Origin of the sequence: Halomonas sp. DP5Y7-2, assembly GCF_019802025.1 — a bacterium.
Lineage (GTDB): Bacteria > Pseudomonadota > Gammaproteobacteria > Pseudomonadales > Halomonadaceae > Halomonas > Halomonas litopenaei_A.
Window position 1 is genome coordinate 16699 of the sequence record NZ_JAHVHY010000009.1, and the last position, 26153, is coordinate 42851.

The 26153-nt window shown below is 60.2% G+C and carries 32 protein-coding genes and 4 tRNA genes; all 36 read left to right on the top strand.

What is annotated here, in order from left to right; genetic code table 11:
- Positions 1–52: 52 nt before the first annotated feature.
- The 36 genes from KUW18_RS16990 (at position 53) to rpmD (ending at position 26150) form a co-directional block, all read left to right on the top strand.
- Positions 53–136 (top strand) — tRNA-Tyr (locus KUW18_RS16990).
- A 110-nt stretch (positions 137–246) separates the two neighbouring features.
- Positions 247–320: transfer RNA gene (locus KUW18_RS16995), tRNA-Gly, on the top strand.
- A gap of 39 nt (positions 321–359) precedes the next feature.
- Positions 360–434, top strand: a tRNA-Thr gene (locus tag KUW18_RS17000).
- 144 nt (positions 435–578) lie between these two features.
- Positions 579–654: transfer RNA gene (locus KUW18_RS17005), tRNA-Trp, on the top strand.
- Positions 655–726: 72 nt separating this feature from the next.
- A complete protein-coding gene (gene secE, locus KUW18_RS17010) occupies positions 727–1095 on the top strand; it encodes a preprotein translocase subunit SecE (protein ID WP_206944221.1) in 369 nt (122 codons plus the stop codon).
- 8 nt (positions 1096–1103) lie between these two features.
- Positions 1104–1637 carry a transcription termination/antitermination protein NusG gene (nusG, locus tag KUW18_RS17015; RefSeq protein ID WP_206944220.1) on the top strand — a complete coding sequence of 178 codons (534 nt, stop codon included), beginning with the start codon at positions 1104–1106 and terminating at the stop codon, positions 1635–1637.
- A gap of 140 nt (positions 1638–1777) precedes the next feature.
- Positions 1778–2209 carry a 50S ribosomal protein L11 gene (rplK, locus tag KUW18_RS17020; protein ID WP_206944219.1) on the top strand — a complete coding sequence of 144 codons (432 nt, stop codon included), beginning with the start codon at positions 1778–1780 and terminating at the stop codon, positions 2207–2209.
- 2 nt (positions 2210–2211) lie between these two features.
- Positions 2212–2904: a 50S ribosomal protein L1 gene (gene rplA, locus KUW18_RS17025; protein ID WP_206944218.1), complete on the top strand. Its 693-nt coding sequence runs from the start codon at positions 2212–2214 to the stop codon at positions 2902–2904.
- Between the two features lie 262 nt (positions 2905–3166).
- Positions 3167–3670, top strand: a complete 504-nt coding sequence (rplJ, locus tag KUW18_RS17030; protein ID WP_206944217.1) for a 50S ribosomal protein L10 — start codon at positions 3167–3169, stop codon at positions 3668–3670.
- A 74-nt stretch (positions 3671–3744) separates the two neighbouring features.
- Positions 3745–4119 (top strand): 50S ribosomal protein L7/L12, encoded by a 375-nt coding sequence (rplL, locus tag KUW18_RS17035; protein WP_206944216.1) that lies wholly within the window; start codon positions 3745–3747, stop codon positions 4117–4119.
- 237 nt (positions 4120–4356) lie between these two features.
- Positions 4357–8436: a DNA-directed RNA polymerase subunit beta gene (gene rpoB / locus KUW18_RS17040; RefSeq protein WP_206944215.1), complete on the top strand. Its 4080-nt coding sequence runs from the start codon at positions 4357–4359 to the stop codon at positions 8434–8436.
- 85 nt (positions 8437–8521) lie between these two features.
- Positions 8522–12739, top strand: coding sequence for a DNA-directed RNA polymerase subunit beta' (gene rpoC, locus KUW18_RS17045; protein WP_206944214.1), 4218 nt, complete (start codon positions 8522–8524; stop codon positions 12737–12739).
- A gap of 147 nt (positions 12740–12886) precedes the next feature.
- The gene (gene rpsL, locus KUW18_RS17050; protein WP_206944213.1) at positions 12887–13261 is read left to right on the top strand and encodes a 30S ribosomal protein S12; all 375 of its coding nucleotides are present in this window, start codon (positions 12887–12889) and stop codon (positions 13259–13261) included.
- Between the two features lie 112 nt (positions 13262–13373).
- The gene (gene rpsG, locus KUW18_RS17055; protein ID WP_023007554.1) at positions 13374–13844 is read left to right on the top strand and encodes a 30S ribosomal protein S7; all 471 of its coding nucleotides are present in this window, start codon (positions 13374–13376) and stop codon (positions 13842–13844) included.
- A gap of 30 nt (positions 13845–13874) precedes the next feature.
- A complete protein-coding gene (gene fusA, locus KUW18_RS17060) occupies positions 13875–15995 on the top strand; it encodes an elongation factor G (protein ID WP_206944212.1) in 2121 nt (706 codons plus the stop codon).
- A 28-nt stretch (positions 15996–16023) separates the two neighbouring features.
- Positions 16024–17217 carry an elongation factor Tu gene (tuf, locus tag KUW18_RS17065; protein WP_206944210.1) on the top strand — a complete coding sequence of 398 codons (1194 nt, stop codon included), beginning with the start codon at positions 16024–16026 and terminating at the stop codon, positions 17215–17217.
- A 160-nt stretch (positions 17218–17377) separates the two neighbouring features.
- A complete protein-coding gene (gene rpsJ / locus KUW18_RS17070) occupies positions 17378–17689 on the top strand; it encodes a 30S ribosomal protein S10 (protein ID WP_089848256.1) in 312 nt (103 codons plus the stop codon).
- A 154-nt stretch (positions 17690–17843) separates the two neighbouring features.
- Positions 17844–18482, top strand: a complete 639-nt coding sequence (rplC, locus tag KUW18_RS17075; RefSeq protein WP_206944207.1) for a 50S ribosomal protein L3 — start codon at positions 17844–17846, stop codon at positions 18480–18482.
- 14 nt (positions 18483–18496) lie between these two features.
- A complete protein-coding gene (rplD, locus tag KUW18_RS17080; RefSeq protein WP_206944205.1) occupies positions 18497–19105 on the top strand; it encodes a 50S ribosomal protein L4 in 609 nt (202 codons plus the stop codon).
- On the top strand, positions 19102–19398 hold the full coding sequence (gene rplW / locus KUW18_RS17085) for a 50S ribosomal protein L23 (protein ID WP_206944202.1): 297 nt from the start codon (positions 19102–19104) through the stop codon (positions 19396–19398). The genes rplD and rplW overlap by 4 nt, the downstream gene beginning before the upstream one ends.
- Before the next feature lie 17 nt (positions 19399–19415).
- Entirely contained in the window at positions 19416–20246 is an 831-nt protein-coding gene (gene rplB / locus KUW18_RS17090; protein ID WP_206944200.1) for a 50S ribosomal protein L2, read from the top strand.
- Positions 20247–20279: 33 nt separating this feature from the next.
- Positions 20280–20555, top strand: a complete 276-nt coding sequence (gene rpsS, locus KUW18_RS17095; protein ID WP_045990857.1) for a 30S ribosomal protein S19 — start codon at positions 20280–20282, stop codon at positions 20553–20555.
- An 18-nt stretch (positions 20556–20573) separates the two neighbouring features.
- Positions 20574–20906, top strand: a complete 333-nt coding sequence (gene rplV, locus KUW18_RS17100; protein ID WP_016856415.1) for a 50S ribosomal protein L22 — start codon at positions 20574–20576, stop codon at positions 20904–20906.
- Positions 20907–20917: 11 nt separating this feature from the next.
- Positions 20918–21616 carry a 30S ribosomal protein S3 gene (gene rpsC, locus KUW18_RS17105; RefSeq protein WP_045990855.1) on the top strand — a complete coding sequence of 233 codons (699 nt, stop codon included), beginning with the start codon at positions 20918–20920 and terminating at the stop codon, positions 21614–21616.
- A gap of 15 nt (positions 21617–21631) precedes the next feature.
- Positions 21632–22045 (top strand): 50S ribosomal protein L16, encoded by a 414-nt coding sequence (gene rplP / locus KUW18_RS17110; RefSeq protein WP_045990854.1) that lies wholly within the window; start codon positions 21632–21634, stop codon positions 22043–22045.
- A complete protein-coding gene (gene rpmC, locus KUW18_RS17115) occupies positions 22045–22236 on the top strand; it encodes a 50S ribosomal protein L29 (RefSeq protein ID WP_035596360.1) in 192 nt (63 codons plus the stop codon). The genes rplP and rpmC overlap by 1 nt, the downstream gene beginning before the upstream one ends.
- A 1-nt stretch (position 22237) precedes the next feature.
- The gene (gene rpsQ, locus KUW18_RS17120; RefSeq protein WP_045990852.1) at positions 22238–22498 is read left to right on the top strand and encodes a 30S ribosomal protein S17; all 261 of its coding nucleotides are present in this window, start codon (positions 22238–22240) and stop codon (positions 22496–22498) included.
- A gap of 48 nt (positions 22499–22546) precedes the next feature.
- The gene (gene rplN / locus KUW18_RS17125) at positions 22547–22918 is read left to right on the top strand and encodes a 50S ribosomal protein L14 (protein ID WP_016856410.1); all 372 of its coding nucleotides are present in this window, start codon (positions 22547–22549) and stop codon (positions 22916–22918) included.
- Positions 22919–22932: 14 nt separating this feature from the next.
- Complete coding sequence (gene rplX / locus KUW18_RS17130) at positions 22933–23250, top strand: 50S ribosomal protein L24 (RefSeq protein WP_206944198.1); 318 nt, start codon at positions 22933–22935, stop codon at positions 23248–23250.
- Between the two features lie 18 nt (positions 23251–23268).
- Positions 23269–23808 (top strand): 50S ribosomal protein L5, encoded by a 540-nt coding sequence (gene rplE, locus KUW18_RS17135; protein ID WP_045990850.1) that lies wholly within the window; start codon positions 23269–23271, stop codon positions 23806–23808.
- Between the two features lie 10 nt (positions 23809–23818).
- Positions 23819–24124 (top strand): 30S ribosomal protein S14, encoded by a 306-nt coding sequence (gene rpsN, locus KUW18_RS17140; protein WP_206944196.1) that lies wholly within the window; start codon positions 23819–23821, stop codon positions 24122–24124.
- Positions 24125–24156: 32 nt separating this feature from the next.
- On the top strand, positions 24157–24549 hold the full coding sequence (gene rpsH / locus KUW18_RS17145) for a 30S ribosomal protein S8 (RefSeq protein ID WP_045990848.1): 393 nt from the start codon (positions 24157–24159) through the stop codon (positions 24547–24549).
- Between the two features lie 9 nt (positions 24550–24558).
- Entirely contained in the window at positions 24559–25089 is a 531-nt protein-coding gene (rplF, locus tag KUW18_RS17150; RefSeq protein WP_206944194.1) for a 50S ribosomal protein L6, read from the top strand.
- 9 nt (positions 25090–25098) lie between these two features.
- A complete protein-coding gene (gene rplR, locus KUW18_RS17155; RefSeq protein ID WP_206944192.1) occupies positions 25099–25449 on the top strand; it encodes a 50S ribosomal protein L18 in 351 nt (116 codons plus the stop codon).
- A gap of 11 nt (positions 25450–25460) precedes the next feature.
- On the top strand, positions 25461–25961 hold the full coding sequence (gene rpsE / locus KUW18_RS17160; RefSeq protein WP_206944190.1) for a 30S ribosomal protein S5: 501 nt from the start codon (positions 25461–25463) through the stop codon (positions 25959–25961).
- A gap of 6 nt (positions 25962–25967) precedes the next feature.
- A complete protein-coding gene (gene rpmD, locus KUW18_RS17165) occupies positions 25968–26150 on the top strand; it encodes a 50S ribosomal protein L30 (protein WP_045990844.1) in 183 nt (60 codons plus the stop codon).
- Positions 26151–26153 lie beyond the last annotated feature (3 nt).

Here is a 26153-nt window from a genome sequence, read left to right on the forward strand (position 1 = left end):
TAAAACAGCCACTTGACATCTTGGGGTGAGGCGATAAAATACGTCGCCAGTTGGAGGGGTTCCCGAGTGGCCAAAGGGAGCAGACTGTAAATCTGCCGCGAAAGCTTCGAAGGTTCGAATCCTTCCCCCTCCACCAGATTTTTTTCGATTGCCCTTGGGTGGTCGAAGCGGAGCAGGCGGTCGGACGCTGCCAGGCTGGTCGGGTTCGATGAGCATGTTTCAGCAAGAATGACCTTGGGTCATGATGCGGGCATAGTTCAATGGTAGAACCTCAGCCTTCCAAGCTGATGATGCGGGTTCGATCCCCGCTGCCCGCTCCAGGTTTCGGCGTGTGCCGTGTGTGTTGCGCCAAAGAGTGCGCTCATGTAGCTCAGGGGTAGAGCACACCCTTGGTAAGGGTGAGGTCGACGGTTCAAATCCGTCCATGAGCTCCATATAGAAAAGCGAGCCTTGGCTCGCTTTTTCTTTCTCCATCGCGTCTGCAGGGTGGAGTAGGGGTTGCCAGGCAAGCGTTGCTTCGCTATCATGGCGCCCGCTGTTGCAGAGGCTGCCCGCAAAGGGTGGTTTGCATCGAGTACAGGCCAGTAGCTCAATTGGCAGAGCAGCGGTCTCCAAAACCGCAGGTTGGGGGTTCGATTCCCTCCTGGCCTGCCAGTCTTCCCCAGGCTGGCAGTTTTTTATATACTTTCGTGTTTCGATTGCCGCGCCCTGAGGAGTCTCGTTTTCATGAAGCATAACGCCGAGGTGCAGGAGTCGCGCCACGACGGGCTCAAGTGGGCGGTTGTCGTCGTTCTTCTGGTGCTGGCCGTTGTCGGCAACACCTATTTTGCCGACCAGCCGCTTCTGTATCGTGTCCTGGGCGTTGTCGCCCTGTCTGTCGTTGCCGCTCTGGTGGCGCTGATGACCACCAAGGGGCGTGAGCTGGTCGAGCTTGCTCGTAGCGCCAGAAAGGAAATTCAACGTGTCGTCTGGCCGACGCGCCCTGAGACCATTCAGACCACTGCCATCGTGCTGGTGGCGGTGCTGGTAGTCGGGCTGCTGCTCTGGTTGATCGACACGCTGCTCAGCTGGGCGATGTCCGGCGTCATCGGTTAGGAGTCTTCATGTCCAAGCGTTGGTACGTCGTCCACGCCTACTCCGGCTTCGAGAAGCACGTCATGCGCTCGCTGATCGAGCGTGTGAAGATGCATGGCATGGAAGATCGCTTCGGTGAGATTCTGGTGCCGACCGAGGAAGTCGTCGAGATGCGCGACGGCAAGCGCCGCAAGAGTGAGCGCAAGTTCTATCCCGGCTACGTTCTGGTCGAGATGGAGATGGTTGACGAGACCTGGCACCTGGTCAATGAGACTCCGCGAGTCATGGGGTTCATTGGCGGTACCAAGGAAAAGCCGGCGCCGATCACTCAGCGTGAAGCTGATGCCATCCTTAGTCGTGTGAGAGATGGTGCGGAAAAGCCGCGGCCCAAGACCATGTTCGAGCCTGGGCAGTCTGTCCGCGTTATCGACGGGCCCTTTGCCGACTTCAATGGCGTGGTCGAAGAGGTCAATTATGACAAGAGCCGTCTGCAGGTCAGTGTGCTGATCTTCGGGCGTGCGACTCCGGTCGAACTGGAATTTTCCCAGGTCGAGAAGGAGTAAGGCGAACAGCGCGCGGTGGGTCTGTCTAGGCAGGCCCGCCGCGGTGTGCTGTCCGCCTGTAGTCAGTAGGGGTCGTCTGGAATCAGGCGGCCGTTTTGTCCGGGGAGCCGCAAGGCGCTATTACCCAACTGGAGTCCATCATGGCCAAGAAAGTACAGGCTTACATCAAGCTGCAGGTTGCAGCCGGTAAAGCCAATCCGAGTCCCCCCGTGGGTCCCGCGCTGGGTCAGCACGGTGTCAACATCATGGAGTTCTGTAAGGCGTTCAACGCTGAAACGCAGAACATCGAGCCGGGTCTCCCGACTCCCGTGGTCATCACCGTCTACTCCGACCGCAGCTTCACCTTCGTCACCAAGACTCCGCCCGCTGCGGTGCTGCTGAAGAAGGCTGCTGGCATCAAGTCCGGCTCTGGCGAGCCGAACAAGAAGAAGGTCGGTACCGTGACCCGTGAGCAGCTCGAAGAGATCGCCAAGACCAAGGAGCCGGATCTGACGGCTGCCGATCTCGACGCCGCGGTGCGTACCATTGCTGGTAGCGCCCGTAGCATGGGCCTCAACGTGGAGGGTCTCTGATCATGGCTAAGCTTACCAAGCGCGCAAAGCAGATTCGCGACAAGGTTGACGCCAACAAGGCTTACTCTGTCGACGAGGCCGTGGCACTGCTCTCCGAGCTGTCCACCGTCAAGTTCAAGGAATCCCTGGACGTCGCTATCAACCTGGGTGTTGATCCGCGTAAATCTGACCAGGTGGTTCGCGGTGCAACCGTGATGCCTAACGGTACTGGCAAGGACGTGCGCGTTGCCGTCTTTACCCAGGGTGCCAACGAAGAAGCCGCCAAGGAAGCCGGTGCCGACATCGTCGGTATGGACGACCTGGCCGAGCAGGTCAAGAAAGGCCAGCTCGACTTCGACGTGGTCATCGCTTCTCCTGACGCCATGCGTGTGGTCGGTCAGCTGGGTCAGATCCTGGGTCCGCGCGGCCTGATGCCGAACCCCAAGGTCGGTACCGTGACCCCTGACGTTGCTACCGCCGTCAAGAACGCCAAGGCCGGTCAGGTGCGCTTCCGTACCGACAAGAACGGCATCATCCACGCTACCCTGGGCAAGGTCGATTTCGACGCCGACGCCATCAAGGGCAACCTGGATGCGCTGATCGCCGACCTGAAGAAGCTCAAGCCGAGCACTTCCAAGGGCGTGTACTTCAAGAAGATGACCCTGTCCACTACCATGGGCCCGGGTCTGACTGTCGATCACTCCGCGCTGGTGTGATGCGACACAACAGGCAAGACACTTTGCGGTCCCCGTGCCGGGTGAATCACCCGGCCGGCGGGGCACCGTCAAAGACCGCAGGCGCCGCCGTCTGACCCTCGGGTTGAACGCGGCTTAATCGCCCTCAGGGCACCTGCGCAGATGGTGTTGCCGCCAGGCATCTGGTGAGCACCATCCAAGAAGCCCCTCTTCTTTGAGTTATCGAGAAGGGGAGATGGTAACCACCGGAGCCCTCGGGTTCCGGCACGAAGGAGTGATCACAGTGGCACTAGCACTCGAAGGCAAGAAGGCAATTGTTGCCGAGGTCAGTGAAGTCGCCAAGGATGCACTCTCCGTCGTAGTTGCCGACTCTCGCGGCGTCGCGGTCCACAAGATGACCGAACTGCGCAAGCAGGCTCGCGAGAATGGCGTCCAGGTGCGCGTTGTGCGCAACACCCTGGCACGCCGCGCCCTGGCCGGTACTCCCTGGGAGTGCCTGTCAGAGTCTTTCGTAGGTCCGACCATGCTGGCCTTCTCCAATGAGCACCCGGGCGCTGCCGCCCGTCTGTTCAAGGAGTTCGCTAAGGATGAGAAGAACTTCGAAGTCAAGGCGCTGGCCTATGAAGGTGAGCTGATCCCGGCAAGCGATATCGACCGTCTGGCAACTCTGCCGACGTACGATGAGGCGATCGCCAAGCTGATGTCCGTCATGAAGGAAGCTTCTGCCGGCAAGCTGGTTCGTACCCTCGCTGCGCTGCGCGACCAGAAGCAGGAAGAAGCCGCTTAAGGCTCCCTGTCGACCGACCACGATCCACGCGTTCTCGGAAAACCGGGACGCCCGCAAAGTTAGGAATCTAGACAATGGCACTGACCAAAGAAGATATCATCAACGCCGTCTCCGACATGTCCGTGATGGAAGTTGTCGAGCTGATCGAAGCGATGGAAGAGAAGTTCGGCGTTAGCGCTGCCGCCGCTGTTGTGGCTGGCCCGGGTGCTGGCGGCGACGCCGGTGCTGCCGAAGAGCAGACCGAGTTCGACCTGGTGCTGACCTCTGCTGGCGACAAGAAAGTGAACGTCATCAAGGCCGTCCGCGAGATCACTGGTCTTGGCCTGAAGGAAGCCAAGGGCGCCGTCGACGGTGCTCCGGCGACCATCAAGGAAGCGATGAGCAAAGACGACGCAGAAGAAGCCAAGAAGAAGTTGGAAGAAGCCGGCGCTTCCGTGGAGCTCAAGTAATCCTTGTGCCCATGGCTTCACGCGCTGCGTAAGCTTCCACGGCTGGTGGCGGGACGCCCGCTACCGGCCTTTTTCTGTTGTCACTAGCTGCCTGTCCAACATCGGTCATGTAGCTTGCAGAATTCCGACGGCGAGTCACTCATTCCGAGGACTTGCCGTCAGCGCCTGACGGAGACCGTCCGTCGGGTGGCGCCGACACGCATCGGTCACCCATGGTGAACAAGCTGGGGAATACAGATGGCTTACTCATACACTGAGAAAAAACGCATCCGCAAGGATTTCGGCAAACTGCCCCAAGTGATGGATGTGCCTTACCTGCTGGCCATCCAGCTTGATTCCTACTACGACTTTCTCCAGCAGGACCGCTCCCCTGAGGAGCGCATGGAGGTAGGCCTGCACGCCGCCTTCAAGTCCGTGTTCCCGATCGAGAGCTTCTCCGGCAACGCCGCGCTCGAGTACGTGAGCTACCGCTTCGGCACTCCGGCGTTCGACGTCAAGGAATGCCAGCTGCGCGGTGTCACCTATTCCGCTCCCCTGCGTGTCAAGGTCCGCCTGATCATCTACGACAAAGAGTCGTCGAACAAGGCCATCAAGGACATCAAGGAGCAGGAAGTCTACATGGGGGAAATCCCCCTGATGACCGAGAACGGTACCTTTGTCGTGAATGGTACCGAGCGGGTCATCGTGTCCCAGCTGCACCGTAGTCCCGGCGTGTTCTTTGATCACGACAAGGGCAAGAGCCATAGCTCCGGCAAGCTTCTGTACTCTGCACGCGTGATTCCTTACCGCGGCTCCTGGCTGGACTTCGAGTTTGATCCGAAGGACAACGTCTTCGTGCGTATTGACCGTCGCCGCAAGCTGCCGGCATCTGTGCTGCTGCGCGCGCTGGGCATGAGTGCCGAAGAGATTCTCGACGAGTTCTTCGACACCAGCACCTTCCACATCGAGAAGTCTGGCTTCTCTGTGGAGCTGGTGCCGTCGCGTCTGCGCGGCGAAACGGCCACCTTTGACATCAAGGGTGCCGACGGTGAGGTCATCGTCGAGGAAGGTCGTCGTGTTACTCAGAAGCACATTCGTCAGCTGGAGAAGGCTGGCCTTGAGCGTCTTGAAGTGCCGATGGATTATCTGTTCGGCAAGACCCTGGCCAAGGATCAGATCAATCCGGCCACGGGTGAGCTGATCTGCCCCTGCAACACCGAGATCACTCCAGAAATCCTGGAAGGCCTCGGGCAGGCCGGCATCACTACCATCGAAACGCTCTATACCAACGATCTGGACTGCGGTCCCTTCGTCTCCGACACGCTGAAGCTGGATACTACCGGCTCGCAGCTCGAGGCGTTGGTGGAAATCTACCGCATGATGCGTCCTGGCGAGCCGCCCACCAAGGAAGCCGCCGAGACGCTGTTCAACAACCTGTTCTTCACTGAAGACCGTTACGACCTGTCCGGCGTCGGTCGCATGAAGTTCAACCGTCGTCTGCGTCGTGAGTCCGACACCGGTTCCGGTGTGCTTGACCGTGCTGACATCCTGGATGTGCTGCGCGAGTTGATCAACATCCGTAACGGCTTCGGCGACGTCGATGATATCGACCACCTGGGTAACCGTCGTATTCGCTGCGTCGGTGAAATGGCAGAAAACCAGTTCCGTGTTGGCCTGGTGCGCGTCGAGCGTGCGGTCAAGGAGCGTCTGTCCATGGCCGAAAGCGAAGGCCTGATGCCCCAGGACCTGATCAATGCCAAGCCGGTGGCCGCTGCGGTGAAGGAGTTCTTTGGCTCCTCCCAGCTGTCCCAGTTCATGGACCAGAACAACCCGCTGTCCGAGGTGACCCACAAGCGTCGTGTGTCCGCTCTCGGCCCGGGTGGTCTGACCCGTGAGCGCGCAGGCTTCGAGGTGCGTGACGTTCACGCGACTCACTACGGCCGTCTGTGCCCGATCGAGACCCCTGAAGGTCCGAACATCGGTCTGATCAACTCGCTGGCGACCTACAGTCACACCAACAGCTACGGTTTCCTCGAGACCCCGTACCGTAAGGTCGTGGACGGTGTGGTCACCGACGACGTGGTCCACCTGTCGGCCATCGAGGAAGGTGACTTCGTCATCGCCCAGGCGTCTGCCACCGTCAACGGTGACAACAAGCTGGTCGACGACCTGGTCCAGGTCCGTCACCGCGGTGAAACCACCTTCATGCGTCCTGAGCAAGTGACGCTGATGGACGTGTCTCCGCGTCAGGTCGTCTCTGTGGCAGCGGCGCTGATCCCGTTCCTTGAGCACGATGATGCTAACCGCGCCCTGATGGGTGCGAACATGCAGCGTCAGGCGGTGCCCACCCTGCGTGCCGACAAGCCGCTGGTCGGTACCGGCATGGAGCGCTTCGTCGCCCGTGACTCCGGCGTCTGTGCCGTGGCTCGTCGTGGCGGCGTGATCGACTCGGTCGACGCCAAGCGCATCGTGGTGCGGGTCAATGAAGATGAGATCATCGGCGGTGAAGCCGGCGTCGATATCTACAACCTGACCAAGTACCTGCGCTCGAACCAGAACACCTGTCAGAACCAGCGCCCGATCGTGCGTCCTGGTGACAACGTGGCACGCGGTGACATCCTGGCCGACGGTCCGTCTGTCGACATGGGTGATCTGGCGCTTGGCCAGAACATGCGCATCGCCTTCATGCCCTGGAACGGCTACAACTTCGAGGACTCCATCCTGCTGTCCGAGCGGGTCGTCCAGGAAGACCGTTTCACCACCATCCACATCCAGGAACTGACCTGTGTGTCGCGCGACACCAAGCTGGGGCCGGAAGAAATTACTTCCGATATCCCCAACGTCGGTGAGTCGGCACTCGGCAAGCTGGATGAAGCCGGCGTCGTGTACATCGGTGCCGAGGTGGGTGCAGGCGATATCCTGGTCGGTAAGGTCACCCCTAAGGGTGAAACCCAGCTGACTCCGGAAGAGAAGCTGCTGCGTGCCATCTTTGGTGAGAAGGCGTCCGACGTTAAGGACACCTCCCTGCGTGCCCCCACCGGCATGAAGGGTACCGTCATCGACGTTCAGGTGTTCACCCGTGACGGCGTCGAGAAGGACTCCCGTGCGCTGTCCATCGAGCAGATGCAGCTCGACGAAGTGCGCAAGGACCTTCAGGAAACCTACCGCATCGCGGAAGATGCCACCTTCGAGCGTCTCAAGCGCACGCTGTCTGGTCAGCCGGTCAACGGTGGTCCGCGTCTGTCCAAGGGCGACGTGCTGTCCGACGCCTATCTCGAGGAGCTCCCGCGTCAGCAGTGGTTCAAGCTGCGCATGCAGGACGAGAAGCTCAATGAACTGCTGGCCCAGGCCGACGAGCAGCTCGAGAACCGTCGCAAGGAAATGGACGAGCGCTTTGAAGACAAGAAGCGCAAGCTGACTCAGGGCGATGACCTGGCGCCGGGCGTGCTCAAGATCGTCAAGGTCTACCTGGCCATCAAGCGTCGTCTGCAGCCCGGTGACAAGATGGCCGGCCGTCACGGTAACAAGGGTGTCATCTCGGCCATCATGCCGATCGAGGACATGCCGTTCGACGATAACGGTGAGCCGATCGACGTCGTGCTGAACCCGCTGGGTGTACCGTCGCGTATGAACGTTGGTCAGATCCTCGAGACCCACCTGGGTATGGCTGCCCGTGGGCTTGGTGTGAAGATCGAGCACATGCTGCGTGACGCTCGCGAGCAACAGCTCGGCCAGCTGCGCGAGTTCCTGGGGCAGGTGTACAACTCCACCCAGGGCACTCGCGTCGAAGAGATCGAGTCGCTGACCGATGACGAGGTCATCGCGCTGGCCAAGAACCTGAAGAAGGGCGTGCCGATGGCGACGCCGGTGTTCGACGGTGCCAAGGAGCACGAGATCAAGCACCTGCTGAAGCTGGCCGACCTGCCGGATTCTGGTCAGATGACGCTGTATGACGGGCGTACCGGTGAGTCGTTCGATCGTCCGGTGACCGTGGGCTACATGTACATGCTCAAGCTCAACCACCTGGTCGACGACAAGATGCACGCGCGTTCCACCGGCTCCTACTCGCTGGTCACCCAGCAGCCGCTGGGCGGCAAGGCGCAGTTCGGTGGTCAGCGCTTTGGTGAGATGGAGGTCTGGGCCCTGGAGGCCTACGGCGCCGCTTACACTCTGCAGGAAATGCTCACGGTCAAGTCCGATGACGTGGAAGGTCGTACCAAGATGTACAAGAGCATCGTGGATGGCGATCACACCATGCAGGCGGGCATGCCGGAATCCTTCAACGTACTCGTGAAGGAAATCCGCTCGCTGGGCATCGATATCGAACTGGAGAGCTGAGGCGGCCCGAAAGGCGCTTCAACGAATGACGGTCCGCGGGGGCGCAAGCCCCCGCCCATGACAACTCCGCAACGGAGCCGACCTAATGAAAGATTTGGTGAAAGTCCTCAAATCGCAGTCTCAGTCCGACGAGTTCGATGCGATCAAGATTACGCTCGCGTCGCCGGACATGATCCGCTCCTGGTCCTTTGGCGAGGTCAAGAAGCCGGAGACTATCAACTATCGGACGTTCAAGCCCGAGCGTGATGGCCTGTTCTGTGCCAAGATCTTTGGCCCGGTGAAGGACTACGAGTGCCTGTGCGGCAAGTACAAGCGCATGAAGCACCGCGGCATCATCTGCGAAAAGTGTGGCGTTGAAGTCACCAAGGCCGCCGTGCGTCGTGAGCGCATGGGGCACATCGAGCTGGCAAGCCCTGTCGCGCACATCTGGTTCTTGAAGTCACTGCCGTCGCGTATCGGCATGCTGATGGACATGACCCTGCGTGACATCGAGCGTGTGCTCTATTTCGAGAGCTTCATGGTCGTCGATCCCGGCATGACCACCCTCGAGCGTGGCCAGCTGCTCAACGACGAGCAGTATTTCGAGGCCCTCGAGGAATTCGGCGATGACTTCGATGCCCGCATGGGTGCCGAAGCCGTCCAGGCCATGCTCAAGGATATCGATCTCGAGGAAGAGATCGAGCGCCTGCGTGAAGAGATTCCGCAGACCAATTCCGAGACCAAGATCAAGAAACTGTCCAAGCGCCTCAAGCTGCTCGAAGCCTTCCAGGGCTCTGGCAACGACCCGGCGTGGATGGTGATGGAAGTGCTGCCTGTTCTGCCCCCGGACCTGCGTCCGCTGGTGCCGCTGGACGGTGGTCGCTTCGCGACCTCGGACCTGAACGATCTGTACCGTCGCGTGATCAACCGTAACAACCGCCTGAAGCGTCTGCTCGACCTCAACGCGCCGGACATCATCGTGCGCAACGAGAAGCGCATGCTGCAGGAGTCCGTGGATGCGCTGCTCGACAACGGTCGTCGCGGTCGTGCCATCACCGGTTCCAACAAGCGCCCGCTCAAGTCGCTGGCCGACATGATCAAGGGTAAGCAGGGGCGTTTCCGTCAGAACCTGCTGGGTAAGCGTGTCGACTACTCCGGTCGTTCCGTTATCACCGTGGGTCCGACCCTGCGTCTGCACCAGTGCGGTCTGCCCAAGAAGATGGCGCTGGAGCTGTTTAAGCCGTTCATCTACTCCAAGCTGCAGGCAAGCGGCCAGGCGTCCACCATCAAGGCCGCCAAGAAGATGGTCGAGCGCGAGCTGCCGGAAGTGTGGGACATCCTCGCTGACGTCATTCGCGAGCACCCGGTGCTGCTGAACCGTGCGCCGACCCTGCACCGTCTCGGCATCCAGGCCTTCGAGCCGCTGCTGATCGAAGGTAAGGCGATCCAGCTCCACCCGCTGGTGTGTGCTGCCTACAACGCCGACTTTGACGGTGACCAGATGGCCGTTCACGTACCGCTGACGCTGGAAGCCCAGCTCGAGGCGCGTGCGCTGATGATGGCCACCAACAACGTGCTGTCGCCGGCCAACGGCGAGCCGATCATCGTGCCTTCCCAGGACGTGGTGTTGGGTCTGTACTACATGACCCGCGAGCGCATCAACGCCAAGGGCGAGGGCATGGTGTTCTCCGACCTCAACGAGGTCGAGCGTGCCTTCGGCACCCAGAGTGTATCGCTGCACGCCCGCGTCAAGGTTCGTCTGGACGAAGTGGATGTCGACGAGGAGACCGGCGAGCGCAGCGAGCACCGTCGCCTGCGTGACACCACGGTCGGTCGTGCGCTGCTGTTCCGCATTCTGCCGGAAGGGGTGCCCTTCGACCTGGTCGATCAGGCCATGAAGAAGAAGGCCATCTCCAAGCTGATCAACGAAGTGTATCGCCGTGCCGGTCTCAAGGCAGCGGTCATCTTTGCTGACCAGCTGATGTACACCGGTTTCCGCCTGGCGACCTGGTCTGGCGCCTCCATCGGCGTCAACGACTTCGTCATCCCGGACGCCAAGGCCGAGATCGTCGAGGCGGCTGAGGAAGAGGTCAAGGAAATCGAGGACCAGTTCTCCTCCGGTCTGGTGACCGCGGGCGAGAAGTACAACAAGGTCATCGATATCTGGGCGCGTGCCAACGACCAGGTGGCCAAGGCCATGATGGCGGGCATCTCCAAGGAGACCGTGGTCGATCGTGAAGGCAAGGAAGTCGAACAGGACTCCTTCAACAGCGTCTTCATCATGGCCGACTCCGGTGCTCGTGGTAGTGCCGCCCAGATCCGCCAGCTGGCGGGTATGCGTGGCCTGATGGCCAAGCCGGACGGCTCGATCATCGAGACCCCGATCGTCGCCAACTTCCGTGAAGGCCTGAACGTACTGCAGTACTTCATCTCGACCCACGGTGCACGTAAAGGTCTGGCGGATACGGCCCTCAAGACGGCCAACTCCGGTTACCTGACACGCCGTCTGGTCGACGTGGCGCAGGACATGGTCATCACCGAGACCGACTGTGGTACCGAGCACGGCCTGACCCTGCACCCGGTCATCGAAGGCGGTGACATCATCGTCTCGCTGGCTCAGCGTGTACTCGGCCGCGTGGTCGCTCAGGACGTCATCGACCCGAGCACCGACGAAGTGCTGATCCCGCGCGGCACCCTGTTGGACGAGGCCTGGTGTGCCCAGCTCGACACCATGGGCGTCGACGAGATCATCGTGCGCAGCACCATCACCTGTGAAACCAGTCACGGTGTGTGTTCTTCCTGCTACGGTCGTGACCTGGCCCGTGGTCATCAGGTCAATATCGGTGAGTCGGTCGGCGTTATCGCCGCCCAGTCCATCGGTGAGCCTGGTACCCAGCTGACCATGCGTACCTTCCACATCGGTGGTGCCGCCTCGCGGGCCTCTGCGGTGGACAGCGTTCAGGTCAAGCACGGTGGCAAGGTCCGCCTGCACAACATCAAGTATGTTGAGCGCGCCGACGGCAAGCTGGTGGTGGTGTCTCGCTCCAGTGCCCTGGCGGTAGCCGATGAGCACGGTCGTGAGCGCGAGTACTACAAGCTGCCCTACGGTGCTGAGCTGTCGGTACGTGACGGTGATGCAGTGGACGCCGGTCAGTCAGTGGCCAAGTGGGATCCGCACACTCACCCGATCGTGGCCGAGGCAGAAGGGCAGGTGCACTACGTCGACATGGACGAAGGCCTGACCATGCACCGCAGCGTCGATGAGATGACCGGTCTGTCCTCGATCGAAATCATCGAGTCCGCCGCTCGCCCGATGGCCGGTCGCGACAAGCGCCCGATGATCATGCTCAACGACGCTGGCGGCAAGCCGGTGACCGTGACTGGTAGCGATACGCCCGTGCAGTATCCGCTGCCTGGTAACGCCATCGTCACCGTCGACAATGGATCAGCCATCGGCGTGGGTGAAATCGTCGCTCGTATCCCGGTGGAAGCGTCCGGTAACAAGGACATCACCGGTGGTCTGCCGCGCGTGGCCGACCTGTTCGAAGCGCGTAAGCCGAAAGAGCCGGCGATCCTGGCCGAAATCAGCGGTGTGATCAGCTTCGGCAAGGAAACCAAGGGTAAGCGTCGCCTGACGATCACCCCGTCCGAAGGCGATCCTTTCGAGATGCTGATTCCCAAGTGGCGTCAGATTGCCGTCTTCGAGGGTGAGTCGGTCGAGAAGGGTGAGGTGATCTCGGACGGCCCGAGCAACCCCCATGACATCCTGCGCCTGCTCGGCATCGCCGAACTGGCCAAGTACATCGTGGCCGAAGTTCAGGACGTCTATCGTCTGCAGGGCGTTGGCATCAACGACAAGCACATCGAAGTGATCGTGCGTCAGATGCTGCGCAAGGTCGAAATCACTGATGCTGGTGATTCCGACTTCATCCCGGGTGATCAGGTCGAGCTGGTCCGCGTGCTGGAGCAAAATGGCGAGCTCCAGACGAAGGACAAGTTCCAGGCCAAGTACCAGCGCCTGCTGCTGGGTATCACCAAGGCCAGCCTGGCCACCGAGTCGTTCATCTCTGCGGCCTCCTTCCAGGAGACAACCCGCGTGCTGACCGAGGCGGCGGTAACCGGCAAGCGCGACTATCTGCGCGGCCTGAAGGAAAACGTGGTGGTGGGACGTCTGATCCCGGCCGGTACCGGTCTGACCCATCACGAGGAGCGTCGCCGCAAGCGTGAAGACGCCGAGCGACTGCTTCAGCCGTCTGCGTACGATGTCGAGCAGGAGCTGGGTGCCCAGCTTACCGCGCTGGACTCGGACGACGACGAGATCTGATGTCGGCATAAGCCTGGAGCCTTTGCGGCTCCGGGCTTGACGCGCCTTGGCATCAGCCAGTAGAATGCGCAGCCTTTAACAGTGGGGTGGGTGTATCCGCGCCACTGTGAAAAGGCTTAGGCAACCCATTGGAGTCAGCTAACAGCTATGGCAACGATTAATCAGCTCGTGCGCAAGCCGCGCAAGCGCCAGGCCGCGAAGACCGACGTGCCTGCGCTTCAGGCCTGCCCGCAGAAGCGCGGCGTCTGTACCCGCGTCTACACCACCACCCCGAAGAAGCCGAACTCCGCACTGCGGAAGGTCTGCCGTGTGCGCCTGACCAACGGCTACGAGGTGTCCTCTTACATCGGCGGTGAAGGCCACAACCTGCAGGAGCACTCCGTGGTCCTGATCCGTGGCGGTCGAGTAAAGGACCTTCCGGGTGTGCGTTATCACACCGTTCGCGGCGCTCTCGACACCTCCGGTGTCCAGAACCGTAAGCAGGGCCGTTCCAAGTACGGTACCAAGCGTCCGAAGTCCTAAGGGCTACGTCGCTTCCATTACCAGATTGACCCGGTCTGATAAGAGTAAGGTCGAGCCGCATATATAGCGTGTCTCGGGTTTACCTGAAGGACCCTTCAACCGAGGGCTTATCATGCCTAGAAGAAGAGTTGCGGCCAAGCGCGAGATTCTGCCGGATCCTAAGTTCGGATCCGAGCGTCTGGCCAAGTTCATGAACCACCTGATGATCAGCGGCAAGAAGTCCGTAGCTGAGCGTATCGTCTATGGTGCGCTGGACAGGGTTGCCGAGCGTTCCAATGAAGAGCCGCTGGAGATCTTCGACAAGGCGCTGGAAACTATCCAGCCGATGGTCGAGGTGAAGTCTCGCCGCGTTGGCGGTGCGACCTATCAGGTGCCGGTCGAAGTCCGTCCGTCCCGCCGCCAGGCGCTTGCCATGCGCTGGCTGGTGGACGCCGCTCGCCGTCGTGGCGAGAAGACCATGGTGCAGCGTCTGGCTGGCGAAATGCTGGATGCAGCCGAAGGCAAGGGTTCGGCAGTCAAGAAGCGTGAAGACGTGCATCGCATGGCAGAAGCCAACAAGGCCTTCTCTCACTACCGCTTCTAAAGCGCATCGCCAACCAACGGGAGTTACATCGTGGCTCGCAAGACTCCGCTTAAGCGTTACCGCAATATCGGTATCGTGGCCCACGTCGACGCCGGTAAGACGACTACTACCGAGCGTGTCCTGTTCTATACCGGTCTGTCCCACAAGGTCGGTGAGGTCCATGAGGGCGCTGCCACCATGGACTGGATGGAGCAGGAGCAGGAGCGTGGTATCACTATCACCTCCGCGGCGACTACCTGCTTCTGGCAGGGCATGAACAAGCAGTTCGATGAGCACCGCATCAACATCATCGACACTCCTGGACACGTTGACTTCACCATCGAAGTCGAGCGTTCCCTGCGTGTTCTTGACGGTGCCGTCGTCGTGCTGTGTGGCTCCTCCGGTGTGCAGCCGCAGACCGAGACCGTCTGGCGCCAGGCCAACAAGTACGAAGTTCCGCGCATGGTGTTCGTCAACAAGATGGACCGTAGCGGCGCTGACTTCTTCATGGTCGTCAACCAGCTGAAGGATCGTCTTGGCGCCAACGTCGTGCCGATCCAGATCAACTGGGGCTCCGAGGACGAGTTCAAGGGCGTTATCGACCTCATCCAGATGAAGGCCATCCTGTGGGATGAAGACAACTTCGGGATGAACTACGACCTCGTTGATATCCCGGCGGAGCTCCAGGAGACCGCTGAAGAGTATCGCGAGCAGATGGTCGAGGCCGCCGCCGAGGCGTCCGAAGAGCTGATGGAGAAGTACCTCGAAGAGGGCGAGCTGACCATCGACGAGATCAAGGCTGGTCTGCGTCGTCGTACTCTCGACAACGAGATCGTGCTGGTCACCTGTGGTTCTGCGTTCAAGAACAAGGGTGTTCAGGCCGTTCTCGATGGCGTCATCGAGTACATGCCGTCTCCCACCGAGGTCAAGGCGATCGAAGGTGAGCTGGACGACAAGGACGGCACCATCGCGACTCGTGAAGCCGACGACAGCGCTCCGTTCGCTGCGCTGGCATTCAAGATCGCGACCGACCCCTTCGTTGGTACCCTGACCTTCATTCGCGTCTACTCTGGCGTGCTGAAGTCCGGTGACAGCGTCTACAACTCCGTCAAGCAGAAGAAGGAGCGCGTCGGTCGTATCGTCCAGATGCACTCCAACTCTCGCGAGGAGATCAAGGAAGTTCTGGCTGGCGACATCGCCGCCTGTATCGGCCTGAAGGACGTGACCACCGGTGACACCCTGTGCGACCTGAACGACAAGATCGTTCTCGAGCGCATGGAGTTCCCGGATCCGGTTATCTCTGTCGCGGTCGAGCCTAAGTCCAAGGCTGACCAGGAAAAGATGGGTATTGCACTGGGCAAGCTGGCCCAGGAAGATCCGTCCTTCCAGGTCAAGACCGACGAAGAGACTGGCCAGACCATCATCTCCGGCATGGGTGAGCTTCACCTGGACATCATCGTTGACCGCATGCGTCGCGAGTTCAAGGTGGAAGCCAACATCGGTAAGCCGCAGGTGGCCTATCGCGAGACGATTCGTCAGAGCGTCGAGCAGGAAGGCAAGTTCGTTCGTCAGTCCGGTGGTCGCGGTCAGTACGGTCACGTACACCTGCGTATCGAGCCGTTGACGGCCGAAGACAAGGGCGACGACGAAGATATGCACTTCAAGTTCGCTTCCGAGATCGTCGGCGGTGTGGTTCCCAAGGAATACGTACCGGCCGTCGAGAAAGGGGCCTATGAGCAGCTCCAGAACGGTGTCATCGCGGGCTACCCGATGATCGACGTTAAGGTGACGCTGTTCGACGGTTCCTACCATGACGTGGACTCCAACGAGACCGCGTTCAAGGTCGCCTCTTCCATGGCGATCAAGCAAGGCGCACCCAAGGCCAAGGCAGTTCTGCTCGAGCCGGTGATGAAGGTCGAGGTCGTGACCCCTGAAGAATTCATGGGTGACGTCATGGGCGACCTGAACCGCCGTCGGGGCCTGGTCCAGGGTATGGATGACTCTTCCTCTGGTAAGGTCATTCGCGCCACCGTGCCGCTGGCTGAGATGTTCGGTTACGCAACCGATCTGCGCTCTCAGACCCAGGGCCGCGCAAGCTACACCATGGAGTTTGCGGACTACGAAGAGGCGCCGTCCAGCGTCGTTGAAGCCGTCATCAACCAGAACGGTTAACCGTTAGCTAACGAAAGAGGTCATAGCAGTGGCTAAGGAAAAATTCGAACGTTCCAAACCGCACGTCAACGTCGGCACCATCGGTCACGTCGACCACGGTAAGACTACCCTGACGGCGGCCCTGACCCGCGTTTCTGCCGAGGTATTCGGCGGTGACTGGCGCGAGTTCGACACCATCGACAACGCTCCGGAAGAGCGTGAGCGTGGTATCACCATCGCGACCTCTCACGTCGAGTATCAGTCCGAGGAGCGTCACTACGCTCACGTCGACTGCCCGGGACACGCTGACTACGTCAAGAACATGATCACCGGTGCTGCCCAGATGGACGGCGCTATCCTGGTCTGTTCCGCCGCTGACGGCCCCATGCCGCAGACTCGCGAGCACATCCTGCTGTCTCGCCAGGTTGGCGTTCCGTTCATCGTCGTGTTCCTGAACAAGGCCGACATGGTCGACGACGAAGAGCTGCTCGAGCTGGTCGAGATGGAAGTTCGTGAACTTCTGTCCGAGTACGACTTCCCGGGCGACGACACTCCGATCATCACCGGCTCTGCCCTGATGGCTCTGGAAGGCAAGGACGACAACGGCATGGGTACTACCGCCGTTGCCAACCTGATCAAGGCCCTGGATGCTTACATCCCTGAGCCGGAGCGTGCTGTCGACCAGCCGTTCCTGATGCCGATCGAAGACGTGTTCTCCATCTCTGGTCGCGGTACCGTTGTGACCGGTCGTGTTGAGCGCGGCATCGTCAAGCCGGGCGAAGAGATCGAGATCGTTGGTATCAAGGACACCACCAAGACTACCGTTACCGGTGTCGAGATGTTCCGTAAGCTGCTCGACGAAGGTCGTGCAGGCGAGAACGTCGGTGCCCTGCTGCGTGGTACCAAGCGTGACGAAGTCGAGCGTGGTCAGGTTCTGGCCAAGCCGGGCACCATCACTCCGCACACTCAGTTCGAGGCGGAAGTGTACGTGCTGAGCAAGGACGAAGGTGGTCGTCACACTCCGTTCTTCAAAGGCTACCGTCCGCAGTTCTACTTCCGTACCACTGACATCACTGGTACCTGTGAACTGCCGGAAGGCGTTGAGATGGTTATGCCGGGCGACAACGTCCAGATGACTGTCAACCTGATCGCCCCGATCGCCATGGACGAAGGTCTGCGCTTCGCCATCCGCGAAGGCGGCCGTACCGTCGGCGCTGGCGTCGTGGCCAAGATCCTGGTCTAAGTTAGACCGGTGATCACCGAAGGGGGCTCCGCAAGGAGCCCCCTTTTCTGCGCATCGTCATTGAGGGTTTGACTCTCGGTGGCGTGGCGCATATAATGCGCATCCTTTGAATGCGTGGGTTGACGGCTCGCGCCGTCAAGTTCCATTGGAGTTAGGGCAAATGCAGAACCAGAAGATTCGCATTCGGTTGAAGGCTTTCGACCATCGCCTGATCGACCAGTCCGCTGCGGAAATCGTTGATACCGCCAAGCGTACCGGCGCCCAGGTTCGTGGTCCGATTCCTCTGCCGACTAATCGCGAGCGTTACACTGTGCTGGTTTCCCCGCACGTGAACAAGGACGCCCGTGATCAGTACGAGATTCGTACCCACAAGCGTGTGCTCGACATCGTTGAGCCGACCGAGAAGACTGTCGATGCCCTGATGAAGCTCGACCTCGCCGCTGGCGTGGACGTGCAGATCAAGCTCGACTGATATCACTAGACACTCGCGGCCCAGCGTTCCTCGAGATGAAAGATGAGGTTCAGCAGCCGCCACGCCGGGATGGCGTTACACAACGTGCTAGTGGAATGCTCTGGAAAGGGCAGCCATAGCGGGTGATAGCCCCGTACACTATAGGAGACTAAGCATGACTATCGGTTTGGTCGGTAGAAAGGCCGGTATGACCCGTGTCTTTACCGAAGACGGCGCATCTGTGCCCGTGACCGTTATCGAGGTTGAGCCCAACCGCGTGACCTGCGTGAAGTCTGTCGAATCCGACGGCTACGCTGCGGTTCAGGTGACAACCGGCTCCCGCAAAGCCAAGCATCTGTCCAAGGCCCAAGCTGGCCTGTACGCCAAGGCAGGTGTTGAGGCTGGTCGTTCTCTGATGGAGTTTCGTCTGACTGAAGGCGAAGACGCTCCTGAAGTGGGCGGCGAACTCACCGTATCCCTCTTCGAAGCTGGTCAAAGCGTTGACGTGACCGGCACTTCCAAGGGTAAGGGCTTCCAGGGCGCTGTTAAGCGCTGGAACTTCCGTACCCAGGACAACAGCCACGGTAACTCTCTGTCCCACCGTGCCCCCGGTTCTATCGGCATGTGCCAGACCCCGGGTCGCGTATTCAAGGGCAAGAAGATGGCCGGCCAGATGGGCAACGCACGTTGCACCGTTCAGAGCCTGGAAATCGTCCGTGTCGATGCCGAGCGCAACTTGCTGCTGATCAAAGGTGCCGTTCCTGGCGCTACTGGCAGTGATGTCATCGTGCGCAGCGCCGTCAAAGCTGGCTGAAGGGGAACTTTCCAATGAATCTGAATCTTGCAGGTGCAAGCGCTGGGACTGTTGAACTGTCCGACGCTACCTTTGGCAAAGAATTCAACGAAGCGCTCGTGCATCAGGTCGTCACTGCCTATCTGGCTGGTGGTCGCCAGGGTACCCGCGCCCAGAAGAACCGTTCCGACGTCCGTGGCGGCGGCAAGAAGCCGTGGCGCCAGAAGGGCACCGGTCGCGCTCGCGCCGGTACCATCCGTTCGCCGATCTGGCGCACCGGTGGTGTGACCTTCGCGGCTCGTCCGCAGGACCACTCCCAGAAGGTCAACCGCAAGATGTACCGTGCGGCCATGCGCTCGATTCTGTCCGAGCTGGTCCGTCAGGAACGCCTTGTTGCCGTTGACGCCTTTTCTGTCGAGTCACCGAAAACCAAGCAGCTGGTCGCCAAGCTTTCCGACCTGGGCCTGGAAAAGGTGCTGATCGTCACCGAAGAAGTTGACGAGAACCTGTACCTGGCCGCCCGCAACATCCCCAACGTGGATGTAGTGGACGTCGCCGCCGCCGACCCGGTCAGCCTGGTCGCCTTCGACAAGGTCCTGGCTACCGTCTCCGCACTGCGCAAATTTGAGGAGAAGCTGGCATGAACCAGGAGCGTGTATTCAAGGTTCTGCTTGGTCCCCACGTGACCGAGAAGGCCGCCATGGCCGCCGAGCGTAACCAGTACGTGTTCAAGGTGGCGAGTGACGCAACCAAGCCCGAGATCAAGGCTGCCGTTCAGCAGCTGTTCGGCAAGAAAGTCGATCGCGTTTCTGTGCTGAACGTGAAGGGCAAGACCAAGCGCACCGCGCATGGTGTTGGTATGCGCAAGGGTTATCGCAAGGCGTACGTGACACTGGCCGCCGGCGAGACGCTTGAAGACTTCTCTGGCGCCGAGTAAAGGCAGGAGTACGGATCATGGCAATCGTCAAGACAAAACCCACATCCGCCGGTCGTCGCCACGTCGTCAAGATTGTTGGTGAAGAGCTGTACAAGGGCCGCGCCTACGCGCCGCTGCTCGAAAAGCAGTCCAAGTCCGGTGGTCGTAACAACAATGGTCGCATCACTACTCGCCACGTTGGCGGTGGTCATCGCAACCATTACCGGATCATTGACTTCAAGCGCACCAAGGATGGCGTTCCGGCCATTGTTGAGCGTCTGGAGCATGACCCGAACCGCAGCGCCCACATCGCACTGCTGAAGTACCTCGACGGTGAGCGTCGTTACATCATTGCCCCCAAGGGCGTGAGTGCTGGTGACCGCCTCGAGTCCGGCGTCAATGCGCCGATCAAGAAGGGTAACGCACTGCCGCTGCGCAACATCCCGCTGGGTTCCACGGTGCACTGCATCGAACTGAAGCCTGGCAAGGGTGCTCAGATTGCACGCAGCGCCGGTACCAGCGCCCAGCTGGTGGCTCGTGAAGGTAACTACGCCACTCTGCGTCTTCGCTCCGGCGAAATGCGCAAGGTGCTGTCAGAGTGCCGCGCGACCCTGGGTGAGGTGAGCAATTCCGAGCACAGCCTGCGTCAACTTGGCAAGGCCGGTGCGAAGCGCTGGAGAGGTGTGCGCCCGACCGTTCGCGGTGTCGCGATGAACCCGGTGGATCACCCGCACGGTGGTGGTGAAGGCCGCACCAGCGGTGGTCGTCATCCGGTGTCCCCGTGGGGTATGCCCACCAAGGGATACAAGACCCGCAAGAACAAGCGCACCGACAAGCTGATCGTCCGCCGCCGTAAGGCTCGCGGTTAAGATCCCACGCCAAGACATTAAGAGGTAACGGCTGTGCCACGTTCACTGAAGAAAGGTCCTTTCGTCGACCTTCATCTGCTGAAAAAGGTTGAGACTGCAGCGGAAAAGAACGATCGCAAACCGATCAAGACCTGGTCGCGTCGTTCAATGGTCCTGCCCAACATGGTCGGGCTCACCATTGCAGTCCATAACGGTCGCCAACACGTCCCGGTGCATGTTTCCGAGGAAATGGTTGGCCACAAGCTGGGCGAATTCGCTGCTACCCGCACCTATCGCGGCCATGCGGCGGACAAGAAAGCCAAACGGTAAGCCAGAGAGGATTAAGAGATGGAAGTCACAGCAAAGCTGCGTGGCGCCAGTTTATCCGCCCAGAAGGCCCGTTTGGTGGCTGATCAGGTGCGCGGTAAGCCTGTCGCCGAAGCACTCGACCTGCTGACCTTCTCCCCGAAGAAGGCGGCCAAGCTGGTCAAGAAGGTGCTGCAGTCCGCCATCGCGAATGCGGAAGAAAATAACGGCATGGACATCGACGAGCTGCGTGTCTCGACCATCTGCGTCGATGAGGGCATGACGCTCAAGCGCATCCGTCCGCGCGCCAAGGGCCGTGCGGATCGCATTCTGAAGCGCACTTGCCACATCACCGTCAAGGTAGCCGAGAAGTAGGAGTCGACCAGATGGGTCAGAAAGTCAATCCGACAGGCATCCGACTGGGTATCGTCAAAGACCATACCTCTGTCTGGTACGCCGAGCGCGGCGCCTATGCCGACAAGCTGAACAACGACCTCGCGGTTCGTAGCTTCCTGGAAGAGCGTTTGAAGAACGCCTCTGTCAGCAAGATCACCATCGAGCGTCCCGCGAACAACGCACGCATCACCATTCACACTGCCCGTCCGGGCATCGTGATTGGCAAGAAGGGCGAAGATGTCGATCGCCTGCGTCGCGACGTCACCGAGATGATGGGCGTGCCCGTTCACGTCAACATCGAGGAAGTTCGCAAGCCTGAGCTGGATGCCCAGCTCGTCGCGCAGAACATTGCCGGTCAGCTTGAGCGCCGCGTCATGTTCCGTCGCGCCATGAAGCGCGCTGTCCAGAACGCCATGCGTCTGGGCGCCGGCGGCATCAAGGTGCAGCTCTCCGGTCGCCTCGGCGGCGCGGAAATTGCCCGCACCGAGTGGTACCGCGAAGGTCGTGTTCCGCTGCATACCCTGCGTGCGGACATCGATTACGCCACCTACGAAGCCAAGACCACCTACGGCATCATCGGTGTCAAGGTCTGGGTCTTCAAGGGTGAAATCCTCGGGGGCATCGAAGAGGTCCGCGCCAAGGCTAAGCAAAGCCAGGCAGCGCCCTCCAAGAAGAAAGGTTCCAGGTAAGGGGAGAGCGATTCGATGTTACAACCCAAGCGTACAAAATTCCGCAAGGTGCAAAAGGGCCGCAACCGTGGCCTGGCGCATCGCGGAAGCAAAGTGAGCTTCGGCGAATTCGGCCTGAAGGCCACCGGCCGCGGCCGCGTCACCGCCCGTCAGATCGAAGCTGGTCGTCGTGCGATCACTCGTCACGTCAAGCGTGGCGGCAAGATCTGGATCCGCGTCTTCCCGGATAAGCCGATTTCCAAGAAGCCTCTGGAAGTCCGGATGGGTAAAGGTAAGGGCTCCGTCGAGTACTGGGTCGCTCAGATCCAGCCCGGTCGTGTCCTTTACGAGATCGAAGGTGTTTCTGAAGAGCTGGCACGCGAAGCCTTCGCTCTGGCCGCTCAGAAGTTCCCGGTCTCCACCACCTTTGTGAAACGGACGGTGATGTGATGAAAGCCCAGGAAATTCGTGAAAAGTCCGCCGAGCAGCTCCAGGAGCAGCTCCTCGAACTCCTCCGCGAGCAGTTCAACCTGCGCATGCAGAAGGCCACCGGCCAACTGAGCCAGACTCATCTGCTCAAGCAGGTTCGTCGGGATATCGCCCGCGTGAAGACTGTGCTCAACGAGAAGGCAGGTGTCTGAGATGGCCGAAGAGAAAAAAGCCCGTACGCTCACCGGCAAGGTGGTGAGCGACAAGATGGACAAGTCCATCGTCGTCATGATCGAGCGTCGTGAGCGCCACCCGATCTACGGCAAATACGTTAAGCGCTCCACCAAGCTGCACGCCCACGACGAGACCAATCAGGCCAAGGCCGGCGATACGGTATCCATTCAGGAATGCCGTCCGCTGTCCAAGAAGAAGGCCTGGACCCTGGTCGAGGTCGTCGAACAGGCCAAGGGTTAAGGCCACGGCCTTAACCTCGTGCAGTCAGTTTAGGTTTGGAGAAAACCGATGATTCAGACTCAGACAATGCTGGATGTCGCCGACAACAGCGGAGCGCGCCGGGTGCAGTGCATCAAGGTGCTGGGTGGTTCACACCGCCGCTACGCTCGCGTTGGTGATGTCATCAAGGTCACGGTGAAGGAAGCCATTCCGCGCGGCAAGGTCAAGAAAGGCCAAGTGCTGAAGGCGGTGGTTGTCCGTACCCGCAGTGGCGTCCGTCGCAACGACGGTTCGCTGATTCGCTTCGATGGAAATGCGGCTGTGTTGTTGAACAACACCAACGAACAGCCGATCGGTACCCGTATCTTCGGGCCGGTGACGCGTGAACTTCGTACTGAGAAGTTCATGAAGATCATTTCCTTAGCGCCTGAAGTGCTGTAAGGGAGCGAGGCGACATGCAAAAGATCAAACGTGATGATGAAGTGATCGTCATCGCCGGCAAGGACAAGGGTAAGCGCGGTACTGTGAAGCGCGTCCTCCAGGACGACCGTTTCGTGGTAGCGGGTGTGAACATGATCAAGCGTCACACCAAGCCGAACCCCATGGCCGGCAATCAGGGCGGTATCGTCGAGCGCGAGGCTCCGATTCACGCGTCCAACGTAGCCATCTTCAATCAGGAGACCGGTAAGGCGGATCGCGTCGGCTTCCAGATCAAGGAAGACGGTACCAAGGTACGTATCTACAAGTCGACGCAAGCGCAGATCGACGCCTAACGCGAGTCGGGTAGCAAAATGGCGAACTTGAAAGAACGTTATCAAAACGAGGTGGTGGCTCAACTCAAAGAGCAGTTTAGCTACGCCAACGTTATGCAGGTACCCAGGATCACCAAGGTGACCCTGAACATGGGTATCGGCGAAGCGACCAGCGATAAAAAGCTGATCGATGCGGCCGTCGGCGACCTGGAGAAGCTCTCCGGTCAAAAGCCGATGGTCACCAAGGCACGCAAGTCCATCGCGGGCTTCAAGGTGCGTGAAGGCTGGCCGATCGGCGTGAAGGTCACACTGCGCAGTGAGCGTATGTGGGACTTCCTCGATCGCCTGGTGAATATCGCGATCCCCCGCGTTCGTGACTTCCGTGGTCTCAACCCGAAGTCCTTCGACGGTCGTGGCAACTACAGCATGGGGGTGCGTGAGCAGATCATCTTCCCGGAGATCGAATATGATAAGATCGACCGGATTCGTGGTCTGGATGTCACCATCACCACCACTGCCAACACCGATGACGAAGGTCGTGCGCTCTTGAGCGCATTGAACTTCCCGTTCAAGAAATAAGGGTGGGATCATGGCAAAGAAGAGCATGATTGAGCGTGAGCAGAAGCGCGCGCAACTGGTTGAGAAGTATGCTGCCAAGCGTGCCGAGCTCAAGGCGATCATCCAGGACGTGAACAGCTCCGATGAGGAGCGCTTCGATGCGCAGCTGAAGTTGCAGTCGCTGCCGCGTGACTCCAGCCCCGTGCGTCAGCGTAACCGCTGCCGCGTGACTGGCCGTCCGCACGGCTACTACAACAAGTTCGGCCTCGGCCGTAACAAGCTGCGTGAAGCCGCCATGCGTGGCGACGTGCCCGGACTCAAGAAGTCCAGCTGGTAACGCCACGTAGAATCATCAGGAGCGCAAGTTAAATGAGCATGCAAGACACTCTGGCGGATATGTTTACTCGTATCCGCAATGCGCAGCAGGCCACCAAGGAGACGGTCACCATGCCGTCCTCCAAGATCAAGGTTGAAGTGGCCCGCGTGCTGAAAGAAGAGGGTTACATCACTGACTTCGCCGTGAGCGAATCAGCCAAGCCCGAGCTGACCGTCAGCCTGAAGTACTTCGAAGGCAAGCCGGTCATCGAGCATCTGCAGCGGGTTTCCAAGCCGTCCCTGCGTAGTTACAAGGGCAAGGATGCGCTGCCGAAGGTCGCCGATGGCCTGGGTGTCGCGATCGTCACTACCTCCAAGGGTGTGATGACCGATCGTGCCGCGCGTCAGGCTGGTGTCGGCGGCGAAGTCCTCTGCACCGTATTCTAGGAGTTTGGAATGTCCCGCGTAGCCAAATATCCGGTTAAAGTGCCCGCTGGCGTCGAGGTCAAGATCGACGACGCCACGCTGACCGCCAAGGGCGGTCAGGGCACCCTCTCCATGCCCGTTCACGGCGATGTCGTGATCGCGCAGGAAGACGGCCAGCTGACCTTCCAGCCGAGCGAATCCGCTAAGAGCTGGGCCATGGTCGGCACCACCCGTGCCCTGGTTCAGAACCTGGTCACCGGCGTGTCCGAGGGCTTTACCAAGACCCTCGAAATCATCGGCGTCGGTTATCGCGCTCAAGCGAAAGGCCAGACGCTTAACCTGACACTGGGCTTCTCTCACCCGGTCGATTATGCCCTGCCTGAGGGTGTCTCTGCGGAAACGCCGAAGAACACCGTCATCGTGCTGAAGAGCGCGGACAAGCAGAAGCTCGGCCAGGTCGCAGCGGAAATCCGCGCCTTCCGTCCGCCCGAGCCCTATAAGGGTAAGGGTGTGCGTTACGCGGATGAGCAGGTCCGCCGTAAAGAAGCCAAGAAGAAGTAAGGCAGGGTTATGAACGCGAAGAAAGAATCTCGTCTCCGTCGTGCCCGCCGCGCTCGCGCCAAGATCCGCGAGCTGGGCGTGTCTCGCCTGTGCGTCAACCGTACCCCGCGTCACATCTACGCGCAGATTATCTCGCCGGATGGTGGCAAGGTCCTGGCCAGCGCTTCCACGCTGGACAAGAGCCTGCGCGAAGGTGCAACCGGCAACGCAGACGCCGCAGCCAAAGTTGGTGCGCTGATCGCTGAGCGCGCCAAGGAAGCGGGCATCACCCAGGTGGCCTTCGACCGCGCTGGCTTCAAGTACCACGGTCGTGTGAAGGCCCTGGCCGACGCCGCTCGTGAAGGCGGCCTGGAATTCTAAAGGGTTTTACGATGGCGAAGAACGAACAGCAAAACGGCGATCTGCAAGAAAAGCTCGTGCAGGTCAACCGTGTCGCCAAGGTGGTCAAGGGTGGCCGTATTTTCGGCTTCACCGCTCTGACTGTCGTCGGTGACGGAAACGGTCGTGTTGGCTTCGGTCGTGGCAAGGCGCGTGAAGTGCCGGTCGCGATTCAGAAGGCGATGGACCAGGCGCGTCGCAACATGGTCAAGGTGAACCTGGTCGGCGGCACACTCCAGTATCCGGTCAAGGCTCGTCATGGCGCCTCCAAGGTGTACATGCAGCCGGCTTCCGACGGTACTGGTATCATCGCCGGCGGCGCCATGCGCTCCGTGCTGGAACTGGCCGGCGTGCACAACGTCCTGGCCAAGTGCTATGGCTCCACCAATCCGGTGAACGTGGTCCGCGCGACCGTGAATGGCCTGGCTTCCATGCAGTCGCCGGAAGACGTGGCCGCCAAGCGCGGTCTCTCAGTCGAAGCGATCACGGGGTAATAGACCATGGCAGCTACGATCAAGGTTACCCAGACCCGCAGCACCATCGGCACGTTGGCCAAGCACAAGGCCACCATGAAGGGCCTCGGCCTGCGCCGCATCGGTCACACGGTTGAACTGGAAGACACCCCTGCCGTCCGCGGCATGATCCACAAGGTCAACTACCTTGTGCGTGTTGAGGGAGAGTAATCC